16 protein-coding genes are annotated in these 15,084 nt (G+C 69.9%); 9 read left to right on the top strand and 7 right to left on the bottom strand.

Going from position 1 to position 15,084, the window contains the following annotated elements; translation table 11 throughout:
- Window positions 1–58 precede the first annotated feature (58 nt).
- Entirely contained in the window at window positions 59–1,636 is a 1,578-nt protein-coding gene (locus test1122_RS23670) for a UDP-N-acetylmuramoyl-L-alanyl-D-glutamate--2,6-diaminopimelate ligase (protein WP_232271192.1), read from the top strand.
- On the opposite strand, the gene test1122_RS23665 is transcribed toward test1122_RS23670, so the two are convergent.
- A complete protein-coding gene (locus test1122_RS23665) occupies window positions 1,565–2,341 on the bottom strand; it encodes a VOC family protein (protein WP_422397091.1) in 777 nt (258 codons plus the stop codon). The genes test1122_RS23670 and test1122_RS23665 overlap by 72 nt on opposite strands.
- Before the next feature lie 265 nt (window positions 2,342–2,606).
- Here test1122_RS23665 and test1122_RS23660 point away from each other — a divergent pair, with 265 nt between their 5' ends.
- Complete coding sequence (locus test1122_RS23660) at window positions 2,607–3,770, top strand: YihY/virulence factor BrkB family protein (RefSeq protein WP_232271191.1); 1,164 nt, start codon at window positions 2,607–2,609, stop codon at window positions 3,768–3,770.
- Between the two features lie 10 nt (window positions 3,771–3,780).
- On the opposite strand, the gene test1122_RS23655 is transcribed toward test1122_RS23660, so the two are convergent.
- The 4 genes from test1122_RS23655 to test1122_RS23640 form a co-directional block, all read right to left on the bottom strand.
- Entirely contained in the window at window positions 3,781–4,041 is a 261-nt protein-coding gene (locus test1122_RS23655) for a DUF4235 domain-containing protein (protein WP_422397047.1), read from the bottom strand.
- A 2-nt stretch (window positions 4,042–4,043) separates the two neighbouring features.
- On the bottom strand, window positions 4,044–4,319 hold the full coding sequence (locus test1122_RS23650; RefSeq protein WP_232271190.1) for a DUF3618 domain-containing protein: 276 nt from the start codon (window positions 4,317–4,319) through the stop codon (window positions 4,044–4,046).
- Entirely contained in the window at window positions 4,316–4,762 is a 447-nt protein-coding gene (locus tag test1122_RS23645; protein ID WP_232271189.1) for a phage holin family protein, read from the bottom strand. The genes test1122_RS23650 and test1122_RS23645 overlap by 4 nt, the downstream gene beginning before the upstream one ends.
- A 144-nt stretch (window positions 4,763–4,906) precedes the next feature.
- Complete coding sequence (locus test1122_RS23640) at window positions 4,907–6,259, bottom strand: MFS transporter (protein WP_232271188.1); 1,353 nt, start codon at window positions 6,257–6,259, stop codon at window positions 4,907–4,909.
- A gap of 266 nt (window positions 6,260–6,525) precedes the next feature.
- Between test1122_RS23640 and test1122_RS23635 the strand changes: the two genes are divergently transcribed.
- From test1122_RS23635 to test1122_RS23615, 5 genes are all read left to right on the top strand, one after another.
- Window positions 6,526–7,338: a DeoR/GlpR family DNA-binding transcription regulator gene (locus test1122_RS23635; RefSeq protein ID WP_232271187.1), complete on the top strand. Its 813-nt coding sequence runs from the start codon at window positions 6,526–6,528 to the stop codon at window positions 7,336–7,338.
- Between the two features lie 300 nt (window positions 7,339–7,638).
- Window positions 7,639–9,156 (top strand): FGGY-family carbohydrate kinase, encoded by a 1,518-nt coding sequence (locus test1122_RS23630; protein ID WP_232271186.1) that lies wholly within the window; start codon window positions 7,639–7,641, stop codon window positions 9,154–9,156.
- A complete protein-coding gene (locus test1122_RS23625) occupies window positions 9,149–10,639 on the top strand; it encodes an FGGY-family carbohydrate kinase (RefSeq protein ID WP_232271185.1) in 1,491 nt (496 codons plus the stop codon). The genes test1122_RS23630 and test1122_RS23625 overlap by 8 nt, the downstream gene beginning before the upstream one ends.
- Window positions 10,636–11,262, top strand: coding sequence for a histidine phosphatase family protein (locus test1122_RS23620; RefSeq protein ID WP_232271184.1), 627 nt, complete (start codon window positions 10,636–10,638; stop codon window positions 11,260–11,262). The genes test1122_RS23625 and test1122_RS23620 overlap by 4 nt, the downstream gene beginning before the upstream one ends.
- A gap of 30 nt (window positions 11,263–11,292) precedes the next feature.
- Window positions 11,293–12,330: a 2-hydroxyacid dehydrogenase gene (locus tag test1122_RS23615; RefSeq protein ID WP_232271183.1), complete on the top strand. Its 1,038-nt coding sequence runs from the start codon at window positions 11,293–11,295 to the stop codon at window positions 12,328–12,330.
- 66 nt (window positions 12,331–12,396) lie between these two features.
- On the opposite strand, the gene test1122_RS23610 is transcribed toward test1122_RS23615, so the two are convergent.
- Both test1122_RS23610 and dhaM read right to left on the bottom strand, forming a co-directional pair.
- Window positions 12,397–12,681, bottom strand: coding sequence for an HPr family phosphocarrier protein (locus test1122_RS23610; RefSeq protein ID WP_232271182.1), 285 nt, complete (start codon window positions 12,679–12,681; stop codon window positions 12,397–12,399).
- On the bottom strand, window positions 12,665–13,057 hold the full coding sequence (dhaM, locus tag test1122_RS23605; RefSeq protein ID WP_232271181.1) for a dihydroxyacetone kinase phosphoryl donor subunit DhaM: 393 nt from the start codon (window positions 13,055–13,057) through the stop codon (window positions 12,665–12,667). Before dhaM ends, test1122_RS23610 begins: the two co-directional genes overlap by 17 nt.
- Window positions 13,058–13,125: 68 nt before the next feature.
- On the opposite strand from dhaM, the gene test1122_RS23600 reads away from it, so the two are divergent.
- Together test1122_RS23600 and dhaK are read left to right on the top strand one after the other, a co-directional pair.
- The gene (locus tag test1122_RS23600) at window positions 13,126–13,902 is read left to right on the top strand and encodes an IclR family transcriptional regulator (RefSeq protein WP_232271180.1); all 777 of its coding nucleotides are present in this window, start codon (window positions 13,126–13,128) and stop codon (window positions 13,900–13,902) included.
- A 149-nt stretch (window positions 13,903–14,051) separates the two neighbouring features.
- Window positions 14,052–15,050 carry a dihydroxyacetone kinase subunit DhaK gene (dhaK, locus tag test1122_RS23595; protein WP_232271179.1) on the top strand — a complete coding sequence of 333 codons (999 nt, stop codon included), beginning with the start codon at window positions 14,052–14,054 and terminating at the stop codon, window positions 15,048–15,050.
- The last annotated feature ends 34 nt before the right edge of the window (window positions 15,051–15,084 follow it).

The following is a 15,084-nucleotide window of genomic DNA, read 5'->3' as shown; positions in this document are numbered from 1 at the left end:
CGGAGGCATCGCGGACCGGAACGGATAACCGAGTCACCAACCCTCGACGGGACACTTGTTGAAACTGAGCGAACTGCTTGACGGGCATGACTACCAGGTTCTCCAGGGTGACCCGGGAACACCGGTCACCGCGGGAATGAGCTTCGACGTCCTCCGGCTGACGGCTGGCTCGTTGTACATCGCGGTACCGGGCCATGCTGAGGGCGGGCCGGAGGAAATCGGGCAGGCGGTGGACCGCGGCGCGGTCGCGGTCATCATCGAAGGCGACACTTCGGGGCCACGGGACATGCCGGAGAACGTATGTGTGGTGCGGGTGCCGGACACCCGTACCGTCACACCGGTCGCCGCCGCCCGGTATTACGGCGAGCCGGGACGGTCCATGGAGATGGTGGCGGTCACCGGCACCAATGGGAAAACGTCCGTGTCCTACATGGTCGAGGCGCTCCTCAGAACCGCTGAGCGTACGAGGACCGGGGTCATCGGGACGGCCGGCAGCCGTATCGGCAGCGTGATGATCCCGATGCCCAGGTCCGTACTCACCACCCCCGAGTCACCCGAACTCCAGTATCTGCTGGGGTACATGCGCGACCGCAACACCAGCACCGTCGTGCTGGAGGCCACGTCCATGGCCCTGCTCACCCACCGGGTGGACCGGACCTTCATCGATGTCGGGGTCTTCACCAACCTCACGCAGGATCACCTGGACGACCACGGCACGATGGAGAGCTATACGACCGCCAAACTGCGGTTGTTCCAGGGCCTGTGCAGCCGTGCGGTGGTCAACGCCGACGACCCGGTCAGCGACCGGATCCAGGCGCTGATGCCCGGAGCCGTGACCACGTACGCTCTGGACACCGAAGCGGACTACCGGGCGACCGACCTTGACTCGGACGCGGCGGGAACCCGCTTCACGCTGCACCACGGCGACCGGAAGTTCGCGGCGGCGATCCCCGTGCCGGGGCGTTTCTCGGTGTCCAACGCGCTGGCCACGGTGGCGGCCTGTCATCTTCTGGGGCACGACCTGGACGCGCTCGTCAGCGCGCTCGACCGTATGCCGGCCGTCCCGGGACGGCTCGAACGGTGGGATACGCCGCGAGGTGCCACCGTGATCGTGGACTACGCCCATTCGCCGGATTCCCTGGAGAAGGTCCTCACCACCATCCGCGGGTTCGCTGCTGACCGGATCATCACCGTCTTCGGCTGCGGCGGTGACCGGGATCCCACCAAGCGCGCCCCCATGGGAAGGATCGCCGGCGAGCTCTCCGACCTGTGCGTCCTCACCTCGGACAACCCGCGCACCGAATCGCCCGAGGCGATTCTCGACCAGGTCACTCCCGCGCTCATGGCGACGGGCACACCGTTCCAGCGAGTCACCGATCGTCGTGCGGCGATCCGGTACGCCCTCGGCGCCGCACGGCCGCAGGACATCGTCCTCGTGGCAGGGAAGGGCAGCGAACCGCACCAGGCAGTCGGTGACGAGCTGATCCCCTTTGACGATATGTCGGTGGTACGCGAACTGGCCCGCGAAGAGCGGCAGTCGAATAGTGGCAGTCAGCGCGCGTGGTCAGACATCGGACGCGATATCGAAGAGGCCGCCCTGCGGGTCCCGCAGCCCGGCCACGCGGCCGAAGGGTGAGTTGCTCGGCGGTGCCACAACGGAACCGCCCGCTTCGGTGGCCCGCTGCGCCGCGGCATCGACGTCGTCCACAAAGAAATAAATGTGCCACCGGGGCCGGACGCGCGGATCGGGTGCGGACTCGACCGCTCCGCCGGAGTAGTGGGCCACCGAGTGTCCGCCGATGCGCAGGATCACCTGGTCGTGCTCGTAGCGGATATCATGGGTGCCCTGGTCGGTGTCCCACTCGAACACTTCTCCGTAGAAGAGCGCCATGGCGAACGGATCCCTGGTGCGCAGCTCAAGCCGTGTCGGTGCGCCGACGCTGCGGGTGAACTGCCAGTTCGCCACGTCGCCCTCCCAGATGGCGAACACCGCGCCGGCCGGGTCCGCCGCCCAGGCCACCCGGCCCTTGCTGAACGCGAGCGGCCCGACGGCGACCGTGGCACCGCGTTCCCGGATGCGTTCCACCACGCTGTCAGCGCTGTCGACCTTGAAATACGCGGTCCAGGAGACCGGCATCCCCATCTGCTGGGCCGTCTCCCGCAGACCGGCGACCGGCAGACCCTGAGCGAGGGCAATGGAATCGCCTCGTCGGCCCTGGTCGCCGGGCTCGTACTCCCAGCCCAGCACCGCGCCGTAGAAGGCCTGTGCGGCCTCCAGGTCGCGCACCATCAGACTCACCCAGCAGGGCGCACCCTGTACCGCCCGTGGTGTGGCCCCCATGGCCGACAATCCGCTCACCTCGCCTCCAGTGCGTGCGTACGGCCCGCAGCGGTCACCCGGCCGGGGACGCTCGCTAACCTCCACCCTCAGCCCCAAGCTCCGGAGCCGCCACCGCTCGCCACCCGGGTGGGCCTGCCCCTGCCTGGAAGCCCAGGTCACCGAGGTGTGACCGGGGCTCCGGCAGCCCAGTGGCTCCGGGCCGCCGGATTGGTCCGGGCGATCCGGGGGACCCGATCGCCGCAGTGACCACAACGAGGGGTACGCCATGGCGCAGCACGACAACGACAGACGTGACGAGGCAGAACACGGCGCGGAAGACCGTAGCGAGGCAGAACACAGCGCGGAAGTACACAGCGAGGCAGAACGCCACGAGGCAGAACGCCGCGAGGCAGAACACAGCGGGGAAGAACTCGCCGTAGGCACCGGACCCAGTCAGGAGGTCGTGGCGGCGGCGCCGGATCGCCCCACCGATCTGCACAGACGGTCCTGGTGGGCGGTGCTTCGACGCACCGGAAAGGAGTTCAGCGAAGACGAGCTGCCGGACCGCTCCGCCGCCCTCACCTACTTCGGCGTGCTGTCGATCTTCCCGGCGATACTGGTCCTCGTGTCGCTGCTGGGCGTGATCGGCGCGGCGGCGGCCCGGACGGTCCTGGACAACATCCAGCAGCTGGCCCCCGGAGCGGTGCGTGACACGCTGAACTCGGCGGTGGAGGAGCTGCGGGAGAGCAGCACCACCGGAGGCATTCTCGCCGTTGTGGGCCTGGTGGGCGCCGTGTGGGCCGCCTCCGCCTATGTCGCCGCGTTCATCCGGGCCGCCAACGCGGTATACGACCTTCCGGAGGGCCGTCCCATCTGGAAGACCACCCCGCTGAGGCTGGGTCTGACCGTGCTGCTGATGATTCTGCTGGTCCTGAGCGCGCTGATCGTGGTCTTCACCGGCCCGCTGGCCGAGCGGGCGGGCGAAACCATCGGGCTCGGCGACACCGCGGTCACCGTCTGGGCGATCGCCAAGTGGCCGGTTCTGGTGCTGCTCGTGGTGCTGATGATCGCCCTGCTCTACTGGGCGGCACCCAATGTCAAGGAACGGGGCTTCCGCTGGCTGACGCCGGGCAGCTTCCTGGCCGTGCTCATCTGGCTGCTCGCCTCGGTGGGCTTCGCCCTGTATGTGGCCAACTTCGGCTCGTACAACAGGACCTACGGCACGCTGGCCGGTGTCATCATCTTCCTCATCTGGCTGTGGCTCACCAATCTCGCGATCCTGCTCGGCCTGGAATTCGACGCCGAACTCTCGCGGGAACGGGCCATCGCGGGTGGACATCCCCGGGAGGAAGAGCCGTACGTCAGGCCACGCGACACACGTAAATGGCCACGACGGCCACGCGGCGACGAGCAGGGCCTGGATCAGGGCGAGCCCGGCGAGAACCAGTGAGGCGCGTGGGTCAGGTGGGCCAGCGGCCGGTCACCCGGCGTACGCCCGTGGCCCCGCCACGGTCCACCGCCGCCTTGACCGCGGCGAAGACCGCGCCCTGCAGCGCTGCCGCCGGGAGTACCTCGCGCCAGCCACGTTCCTCGTCGGTGGCCTCGGGGGCGTCGTCCTCACCCGTAATCAGCCCCCACAGCCGCCTGAAGATCACACCCGCGAGCATGCCGCCGAGCACGCCGAACAGCATGCCCAGCGGCTTGTAGAGCAGCTTGCCCATGCTCAGCACCGCCTTCCGCTGAGCAGCCGGCGCAGCAGCATCACGGCGACAAGCGCCCCGGCGCCCATGGCTATCAGCGGCCCCGGCCCGCTGCGGGCGGTCCGCTCAGCGCGCTCTTTGACGTGCGCGGCCCTCTCCTGGGCCTTGGCCTTCAGATCAAACTTGGCTGCCAGCTCCTCCACTGTTTCGCCCAGCTGCTCACGGGTCTGCTCCACCGCGTCCCGCAGCTCCCGTTCGCTGACTCCGGGGCGGCCGTCTGTTCCGGCATGGTGCCTCATCGGTGTGCCCTTTCCCTGATCTCTGCGACGTCCGCCTTCATGCTGCCGATCGCCCGCTCCGGCATCGGCGGCGTCGCGCTGTACACCTGCTGCTTGCCCGTCAGCGCCAGAAGGCCCGCCACGGCCAGCAGCGCGCCCGCGACGATGAGGCCGGCGGCCCAGAGAGGCAGAACCAGGGCCAGAGCGGCGATCGCGGCCACCAGCAACGCCTGGAACGCGAGGAACGCGACCACCGCGGCGGCGCCGAACATCCCGCCGCCCAGTCCCGCTCGTTTGCCCTTCCCGGCCATCTCTGCCTGCGCCAGCCGCATCTCCCGGCGGACCAGTTCCGACAGCTGCTGCGATGCCTGCTTGACCAGCTCTCCCACCGAGTGCTCGGCCGTCTGGGCCGTCTGGGGCGTCTCGGCGGTCTCGGCTGATCGGTGACGTAGGGATCCGATCATGGGAGTTCGCCTCGCTTTCTGTCTGGACGACCCGGGTTCCCCCCGCCCGCCACCGCTACTCGTACGGAAGGCCGGAGGTCTCCCACCCGAGAGTGGGAGACCTCCGGCCCTCATGGACGCGTCGGATCAGGTCCTCGCCCAGTCCTAGGGCGAGGGACTCGGCGCGAGCGGGCTGTCGACCTGGGCGCCGGGCTGCCCGGCCCGCTCCTCCGCGCTCCCTCCCGGGGTCTCCTGCTCGCCGGGCAGGCGCAGGAACAGGGTCATCACCGCACTGGCCACATACAGTCCAGCGAAGATCCACATCACGCCGACCACGCCGAGTGTGCCCAGGAAGATGCCCACGATCGCGGGGCCGGTGAACACGCTCGCCCCGGCCCCGAGGTTCAGCGCGGACATGGCCTGGCCCTTGTGCCGGGGAACCAGCGACGGCATCAGCGCGGACAGCGGCACATAACCGGCCAGCGTGGCTCCGTAGAGTCCCGCGACCAGCAGCGCGAGACCGTAGTTCTGGCTCGCGGTGGGTACGTAGTACAGGAGCAGGGTGGTCACCGCGCAGCCCAGGCCGCCGAACCAGGCGATGGTGCGCCGCCAGCCCAGCTTGTCCCCGAGGATGCCGAAGATCAGGTTGAACACGATATTGACCGCGAACATCACCGTCAGCAGCCGCAGCCACTGTTCGAGGCTGAAGCCGATCGTCTCGGTGAAGAAGATCGGCAGAAATACCAGGTAGCCGAACTGCGGCGCTGTGTTGATGACCCGGACCAGGGCGCCCAGGCCCACCCGTGGTCTGCGCCACAGAATCGTGACACTTCCCAGCAGCGTCACCAGCGGGCGCTCGCCGGGGGGCGCCAGACGGTGGAAGCCGGTGCGCTCGCGCACGCCCAGCAGTGCGATGAAACCACCGGCCGTCACCAGGCCCAGGGCGAACCACAGCGTCCAGTACGCCCCGATCTGCGGGATCAGCCCGCTGGCCACCAGGGAGCCGAGCGTCGGCAGCCCCCCGGTGAAGGCGAACCAGAACCAGCCGGCGGCACTGCCCAGCCGGGACTGCGGCGTGGCGGAGGCGACCCACACCAGGAAGCCGAAGGCGAACAGTGGATAGCCGAATCCCCGCAAGGCGTAGCTGAGCATGAGGATCACCGGGCTGCCGCTCGGCACCGCCACCACCAGGAAGACAACGTGGAACAGCGCCCAGATCCCCAGGCCCGCCCACATCACCCGGCGCGGCCCCCACAGTTCCGACAGCGCGCCCGACAGCCATGCCGCGATGCTGGCGGTGATCCCATAGGCGGTGAAGATCAGCGCCACCCAGTCCTTGGAGACGCCACGTTCCATCAGGTACGGCGACAGGTAACCGGACTCCACCCCGTCACCGATCATAAAGATCAGTACACCGAGAAACCCCCAGGCCAGCGGCCGGGGTATGCCCAGCCGCTCCAGCCGTCCGCGAGGTTTCTGCGTTGGGGCTTCCATGGGCAGCCCGGGTGAACTGGTCATGGGGGACACACCTTCCCTCCAGTAGGTATCCACGTCCCGCTTGCCGAGGCCTGACAGGCCGGCGGTGGACGATTGCGAAGAGGAAAGACCCGTTCCGCTACCGGTGACAATGAATCCCGGGAACGCAACGCCAACTGCCGACAAGATCACGTTAAGAAGCTCTTCCGACTGCTGGGAGGAAGCCCCTCAGGCTCGTGAAACACCTCGGGAACAGTACGTGAGGTGTGCGTTAACATCACATTGGCTCTTCGATGAGGTGACGGCCAATGGACACATCAACCCCAGGCGGCGCTGGGCGCGTGCCCCGCTCCGACGAGCAGCGCGACCGGCGGCAGTACATCCGCGACCGCGTCTCGGGCGAGGGATTCGTGCGCGCCGCCGATCTCGCCGGGCAGTTCGGTGTCAGCCTGATGACCATCCACCGCGACCTGGACGCGCTGCAGTCCCAGGGCTGGCTGCGCAAGGTCCGCGGCGGCGCGACCGCACTCTCCTCAACCGTCTTCCACGGCAATGTCAGCGAGCGGATGGCCGCCATGGCCGACACCAAGAAGCGGCTCGCCGACGCTGCCCTCAGCCTGATCGCACCCGGTCAGGCGATCATGCTGGACGACAGCACCACCTGTCTGTATCTGGCGGAGCGGCTCACCGAACGCACCCCGCTCACCGTGATCACCAACTTCTTTCCGGTGATCAAACTGCTGGCTGGCGAGTCCGGTATCAGCCTGGTGGCGCTCGGCGGCACGTACTTTCCCGCCTACGACGCCTTCCTCGGGCTCCACACGGCGGAGGCCGTGGCCTCGTTCCGCGCCGACACCCTGTTCATGTCCACCACGGCCATCACCCGGGGCCGCTGCTATCACCAGTCCCAGGAGACCGTGCACGTCAAGCGTGCCCTGATCGACTCCGCCGCCCGGCGTGTTCTGCTCGCCGACCACACCAAGTTCACCCGCGAGGGACTGCACACCCTGGCCCCGCTCACCGCCTTCGACATTGTCCTCACCGACAGCGGCCTGCCAGCGGAGGAGCAGCGCCGTATCCGCGATCTCGGCGTTACGCTCAAGGTGGTCGGGCGGGCCTGACTCTGCCGGGCCTGACTCTGCGGAAACCCATGTGAACATCACGTGGGTTTCACGCCTACCGGGGTGCTTCCCTGGCGGCTTCCGCGGCTCCGATACCCAGCACGGCGGCAGAAGCACCCCTGGGTAAGTTCACGCGAGAGATCACACAGGTGGTGAGAAGTTCCGGGGATTCATTGACGCCCCCGATGCGGTGGGAGTTGCATCCCACCAGGCCAGAGGGGTCCGGCGGCGCCCTGGCGGGCGAATGCTTGCGGCCCGGTATGGGCGCAATTGATCCTGTCACTGCGAAGGACGGTAATCATGTCGGTTCTGACCATTGATGTCGGCACCTCGATGATCAAATCGGTGGTGTTCGACGATCAGGGCAATGAGATCGCGGTCTCCCGTCTGGGCACCGCGGTGGACCGTCCGCACCCTGGCTGGGCCGAGCAGGACATGGACACCGTCTGGAACGCGGTGGTCTTCACCGTCCGCAATGTGCTCTCCGAGCTGCGCGACCCCGTGTGGCTGGTCTCCTTCACCGCCCAGGGAGACGGCTGCTGGCTGGTCGACGAGCGGGGCCGCCCCACCGGCCCGGCGCTGCTCTGGTCCGACGGGCGCGCGGGCACGATCCTGGAGCGCTGGGCGAGTGACGGCGTGCTGGAGGATGCCTTCCGCCGCAACGGCTCGCTCACCTGCAGCGGGATGCCCAACGCCATCCTCAGCTGGCTGGCCGCGCACGACCCGGGGCGGCTGGAGCGTTCCGCCTCCGCACTGACCGCCGCCGGCTGGCTCTTTCTGCGTCTCACGGGTGAGGTGGCGGTCGACGCCTCCGATGCCTCCGCTCCTTTCCTCGACCACTCCACGGGCGACTACGACCCGAAGATCCTGGAGCTGTTCGGCCTGGAGTGGGCGCGCCGACTGCTGCCCAGAGTGCTGGGCGAACAGGAACGGATCGCTGAGATCACCCAGGAAGCGGCCAGCCAGCTCGGGCTGCCGGCGGGTCTGCCCGTGGTCATGGCGCCCTATGACATCGCCTCAACCGCGCGCGGTGTCGGAGTGGTCAACCCCGGCCAGGCGTGCAGCATCCTGGGCACCACGCTGTGCACCGAGATCGTCCGTAAGACCGTCGACACGGCAGGCGAACCGTGCGGAATCAACATTGCCTACCGGGGGCGCGAGCGTGTGCTGCGCGCCTTCCCGACCCTGGCCGGCACAGAAGTCCTCAGCTGGGCCGCCGCCACCCTCGGTCTCGACGGACCGCCGGAGCTGGCCGAACTCGCCTTCACGGCGGAGCCCGGCGCCCGGGGCATGGCGTTTCTGCCCTACCTCTCGCCGGCCGGCGAGCGCGCGCCCTTCCTCGACCCCCGGGCCCGGGGCACGTTCTGGGGACTGACCCTGGAACACGGCCGGGCCGATGTCGCCCGGGCCGTATTCGAGGGCCTCTCCCTGACCGTACGGGACTCCCTGGCGGCCTCCCGGAGCGAGGTGAACGAGCTCAGACTCTGCGGCGGCGGTGCCAACAGCGACGCCTGGTGCCAGCTCATCGCGGACACCACCGGTGTCCCCACAGCACGCTCCACCGACACGGAAATCGGCGCCAAGGGAGCCTTCGTCACGGGTCTTGTGCTCACCGGCGCCGAGTCGAGCATGCACAGCGCCGCAGCGACCTACGTACGCATGGGTTCGGCCTGGGACCCCGACCCGGCACGCGGCACGCTGTACGCCGCGCTCTACGAGGACTTCCTTGCCTGGCGCGCACTGGCCCGGGACGCCGGCTGGCAGCCGTCCGCCACCGGATCCGGGATCTCCACCAGCCAGGGAGCGCCCCATGCCTGACCCCTTGTCACCGGACGACGCATGGCTCGGGCTCGACCTGGGAACCCAGAGCGCCCGCTGTGTCGCCGTCAGCGGCACCGGACAGGTGCTGGCCACGGCCGCCCGGCCGCTCGACAGCCACCGCGACGGCCCCCGGCACGAACAGGATCCGGAGCAGTGGTGGTCCGCGCTGACCGGCGCCTGCCGCGAGGTCCTCACGCACCTCGACCCACGGCGGGTCCGCGGTCTGGCCGTCGACGCCACCTCCGGCACCATCCTGCTGGCCGACGCCGCCGGAACCCCGCTCACCCCCGGCCTGATGTACGACGACGGGCGCGCCGTCCAGCAGGCCGCCGAGGTGAACGAGACCGGCTCAGCCGTCTGGCAGGAGCTCGGCTACCGCAGCATGCAGCCCTCCTGGGCCCTTCCCAAGCTCCGCTGGCTGCTGGAGCACGCCGCCCCGGCGACCGCGGCCGGAACCCGGCTGCTCCATCAAGCCGACCTGATCACCTGGCGGCTGGCCGGGCACCAGGTGGCCAGCGACGCCAGCCACGCGCTGAAGAGCGGCTACCACCTGGCCGAGGAACGCTGGCCGGACAAGGAGCTGTCCGAACTCGGCGTGCCGCACAGCCTGCTGCCGCGTGTGGTGCGCTCCGGGAGCGTCCTGGGCACCGTATGCGCCGCCGCCGCGCGGGCCACCGGCATCCCCGAAGGGACCGCCATCGTCGCGGGAATGACCGACGGCTGCGCGGCGCAGCTCAGCGCCGGCGCACTCACGCCCGGCGCGTGGAATTCCGTACTGGGCACCACCTTGGTGCTCAAGGGCGTGAGCCCGCACCTGGTCCGTGACCCCGGCGGCGTTGTGTACTGCCACCGGGGACCGGGCGACAGCTGGCTGCCCGGCGGCGCCTCCAGCAGCGGAGCAGGCATCATCGCCCAGCAGTTCCCGGGTGCCGACCTGGAGCTGCTCACCGCACGGGCCGCCGCCGCGCCCGGCGACGCGGTCATCTACCCCCTGGTCTCGCGCGGTGAGCGCTTCCCCTTCCGCGCTCCCGACGCCACGCCCTTCGTCCTGGGCGACCCGGCCGGCGAACCCGAACGATTCCACGCCTGCCTGCTCGGCGTGGCCTACCTGGAGCGGCTGTGCTTCGACTACCTGGATCACCTCGGTGCCCCGACCGACGGGCCGCTCACCCTCACCGGCGGCGGAACCCGCAACCACTACTGGTCGCAGCTGCGTGCGGATGTGCTGGGCCGCCGGGTCTCGCTGCCCGAACAGGCCGAGAGCGCGATCGGTATGGCCGTCCTCGCCGCCACATCCTCCGGCGCCTCCCTGCCGGACGCGGCGGATTCGATGGTCCGTATCCGTCAGGAGCTCCTGCCTGACCCGGAGCGCACCGCCGCCTGCCAACCCCGCTACCTCAGTTTCGTCAACGCGCTGACCCAGCGCGGCTGGCTCGACCCGATGGTCGCCGACCACGTCCACGGAAAGGCCCAAGAGTGACCGAGTTCATCCTCGTACGCCATGGCGAGACCGCCTGGCACGCCGAGAACCGCTACGCCGGACTGACCGATGTGGCCCTGACCGAGCGCGGGCGGCAGCAGGCCGCCGCGCTCGCCGACTGGGCCGCCACCGCCGACCTCAGCGCTGTCTGGAGCTCCCCACTCTCCCGGGCCCGCCTCACCGCCGCCCCCGCCGCGGCGGCCTGCGACCTGACCCCGCGTATCGATGAACGCCTCCACGAAGTCGACTTCGGAAGGGGGGAAGGGCTGACCAGAGCCGAGATGCGCCAGCGGTTTCCCAAGCAGCTCGACGCCTTTCTCTCCGACCCCGTCAACCATCACCTCCCTGGCGGCGAAGACCCCCGCCGCGCCGCCGAGCGCGCCGCGGCCTGCCTGGCCGACATCGCCCAGGAGCATCCGGTGGGCAGGGTCCTGGTCGTGGCGCACTCCACGCTCCTGCGTCTGCTGCTCTGCCAGCTGCTGGACATTCCGCTCACCAACTACCGGCGGGTCTTCCCCGAGCTGCACAACGGCGCGCTGACCGAGCTGCGGATGAAGGACGGACGGGCAGCGCTGCTCCGCCTCAACGCGCCTGCCCTCACCCCTGCCCCCGCACTCCGCTGACGCAGAAACGCAGAGACGAGAGAAGATTCCATGAGCACCACCGTGCTGGCCGCCGGCGACCACTTTGTCCTCCCCCGACTGCTCACGGATGCCGTGACAGCGGCAGCCGACAGCCCCGTAGCCGTACGGGAGCTCCAACTCCCATGGCCACACACCCCGTTCGGCACGGTCGCCGAGGTGACGGAGGCCTCCGGCACCGAGGACCAGATGATCGAGGCCCTGCGGGGAGTGCAGATCTGCGTCACCCAGCTCGCCCCGCTCACCGAGCGCATCCTGGCCAACTGCCCCGATCTGGAGCTGTTCTGCGTCAGCCGCGGCGGCCCGGTCAACGCCAACCTCGATGCCGCCACCCAACACGGGGTCGCCGTCTGCTACGCCCCCGGCCGCAATGCCACCGCCACCGCCGAGCACACCCTCACGCTGCTGCTCGCCGCCGCCCGCGGCGTCGGCGACACTCACGCCGAGCTGCGCCGGGGTATCTGGCGTGGCGACTACTACGACTACGACAGCTGCGGCATCGAGATCGAGGGCACCCCTGTCGGCCTGGTCGGCTACGGTGCCATCGGCAGCCGGGTGGCCAAGGTGCTGGCCGCCATGGGCGCCGAGGTCCTCGTCCACGACCCGTACGCCGCCCCCGAGGCGTTGGCGGGCATCGCGGAACAGGTCAGCCTGGATGAACTGTTGGTCCGCTCGCGCATCGTCTCCCTGCACGCCCGGGTCACCGAGGAGACCACAGGCATGATCGGCCGCGCCCAGATCGCGGCCATGCCGCGCGGCTCGGTCCTCGTGAACTGCGCCCGTGGCGCACTGCTCGACTACGAGGCGGTGTGTGACGCGCTGGACTCCGGACAGCTCCGGGGCGCGGGCTTCGACGTCTTCCCCGAGGAGCCCGTCCCGGCCGGGTCCCGGCTGCTGACCACCCCCGGCGTCGTCCTCACCCCGCATATCGCGGGCGGCAGCCAGCAGGTCGCGCACAAGGCCGCGAACATCGTCGCGGCCGAGGTCGGCCGCTATCTGCGCGGTGAGCCGCTCGCCCACTGCGCCAACCCCGACGCCTTCACAAGCTGACCACACTGCGCCTGCCGGTGCTGGACGGGTTCCGTCCGGCACCGGCAGGCGCATTCTGGCCTCCGGCTATTCGGCGGCGGCGAGGATGCCGGCCAGGGCCGTGACGGCCTGCTCCGCGTCGGGGCCCTCCGCGCGCACCGTGACCGTGTTCCCGGCCATGGCGCCCAGCGCCATCACACCGAGGACACCGGTCGGGTTGACCGTCCGGCCGTCGTACTCGAGCTGCACCGTGCTGGTGAACTGGGCTGCGGCCTGGGCGAGCTTGCCCGCCGGGCGGGCGTGCAGATGGGCGGGGAGAACGACGGTGGTCTCGTGCCGCACGGCGGCGGTGGGCTCAGAGCTTGCTGACATGACGGGCCTCCTGGGCGGCCTTGGCGACGGCTTCCAGGTCTCCGCCCGATGCGGCGGTGACCACGGCTGCGACGGCTCCCTCGACAAAGGGAGCGTCAACGATCAGTACGTCGGAACGGGGATGGTCCTCGAGAACGGTGCGGGCAGTGAGGACGGAGCTGCCGAGGTCGGGGAGGACGACGACGCCGCCTCCCCGGTCGGCATGCCGGATGGCCTCGTGGATGACGTCGTAGCTGGTGCCGATCCGGCCGTCGTCGGTCCCTCCGGCGGTGCCGATGGGGACCTCGTCGGAGCCGATCTGCCGCACCAGCTGGTGAAGCCCGGAGGCGAGATCGGCGCTGTGGGACACGAGTACGATGCCGACAGGTGCGCTCATGAACGCTTACGGTAAATCCCGGAACGCTGTTCAGCAATACTGAATCCCTGGGAATAAGGAGTTTCTTTATGGTGCAGGCCGTGCAGCGGGCGGTCCAGATCCTGCGGGAGCTCGCGGCAGCGGGGCCCCGGCTGGGCGTGACCGAGCTGGCCGACCGGCTGGGCGTGGCCAAGCCCACCGTCCACGCCCTGCTGCGCACGCTGGAGGCCGAGGGCCTGGTGGTCCAGGACCGGGAGAGCTCCCGCTACCAGCTCGGCCCCGGCCTGGTGCACCTGGGCAACGCCTATCTGGACACCCAGGAGCTGCGGACCCGCTCACTGACCTGGGCCGACCAGCTCGCCACCCGGGCCGGTGAGGCGGTGTGGGTGGCCGTGCTCACCGGCGATCACATCCTGGTCGTGCACCATGCCTTCCGGCCCGCCGGCGCCGTGCAGATCCTGGAGGTCGGGGCCAGCATCCCGTGGAGCACCTGCGCACTGGGCAAGGCGATGGTGGCCTTCGCACCGCCGGCCGAGCGGGAACGGCTCCTCGGCGCCGAGCTGGCCCAGCTCACCGGCGCCAGCATCACCGACCCGGCCGAGCTGGCGGACCAGCTGGCAGAGGTCCGCCGCCGGGGTTACGCGGTGGAGGACGGCGAGTCCGCCATCGGCGACGCGGGCATCGCCGCCCCCGCCATCGGCCGCTCCGGCGAGGTGGTGGGCGCCATCGGCATCGTCGGCCCCGTCGAGCGGGTGCTGGCCGAGTCGGCCCGCCAGGAGCTGGGGGTCGCCGTCCGGGAGACCGCCCGCAGCCTCTCCCGGGACCTGGGCGCCCCCCGGGGAGCCGCCCGGTACGGGGCTGTCTGACCCGTACGCTCCGTACGCACCCATGGCCAATGGCGACCGCCGAAGCTCTTGACAGGCCAGAAACACAGGCCTAACTTCCGAACAACGTTCAGCAATCATGAACACCCACGTCCCAGCCGCAGTCGCAGCCGCCGCCAGAGGAGTCCGTCGTGAAGAAGCTCATCAACGCGCCCGAGGCCGTCCTCGACGACGCCCTCGCCGGGATCGCGGCCGCCCACCCCACACTGCGTGTCGACCGGGAGCACAAGGTCATCACCCGCGCCGAGGGCACCCGCCCCGGCAAGGTCGCGCTGGTCTCCGGCGGCGGCTCCGGCCATGAGCCCCTGCACGGCGGCTTCGTGGGGCCGGGCATGCTGGACGCCGCCTGTCCCGGGGAGGTCTTCACCTCCCCCGTCCCCGGGCAGATGCTGGCCGCCGCCCAGGCCGTCGACGGCGGCGCGGGCCTGCTGTTCATCGTGAAGAACTACACCGGCGATGTGCTCAACTTCGAGATGGCCGCGGAACTGGCCACCGAGCAAGGCAGCACCGTGGAGACCGTCCTGATCGACGACGATGTCGCCGTCGAGGACTCCACCTTCACCGCCGGGCGGCGGGGCACCGGGGCCACCGTCCTCGTCGAGAAGATCGCCGGTGCCCTCGCGGAACAGGGGGCCGACCTGGCCGCGGTGGCCGAGCTGGGACGCCGCGTCAACGCCGCTTCCCGCTCCTTCGCCGTCGCCCTGACCGCCTGCACCACCCCCGCGGCGGGCAAACCCGGCTTTGAGCTGCCCGAGGACGAGATCGAGGTCGGCGTCGGCATCCATGGTGAGCCCGGCCGCCGCCGGGAACCGCTCCGGCCGGCCAAGGAGATCGTGTCCGCCATGCTGGAGCCAATCCTCGGTGAGCTGTCGCTCGCCACCGGCGACCAGACCATCGTCATGGTCAACGGTCTGGGCGGCACCCCGCTGCTGGAGCTGTATGTGGCGTTCAACGAGGTCGCCGCCGCGTTCGCGGACCGGGGCATCGTCATCGCCCGCAATCTGGTCGGAAACTATGTCACCAGCCTGGACATGGCGGGTGTTTCGATCACCGTCTGCAAGGCCGATGCCGACATGCTGTCCCTGTGGGACGCACCGGTGAACACCCCCGCCCTGCGCTGGGGCGCCTGACCGCCGTACCGCCCCACGCTCCGCCCCACACCCA

The sequence above is a fragment of the Streptomyces gobiensis genome (assembly GCF_021216675.1).
GTDB classification, from domain to species: domain Bacteria; phylum Actinomycetota; class Actinomycetes; order Streptomycetales; family Streptomycetaceae; genus Streptomyces; species Streptomyces gobiensis.
Note: the sequence above shows the minus strand (reverse complement) of the source record. Positions and strands in the feature narration are given on the sequence as shown.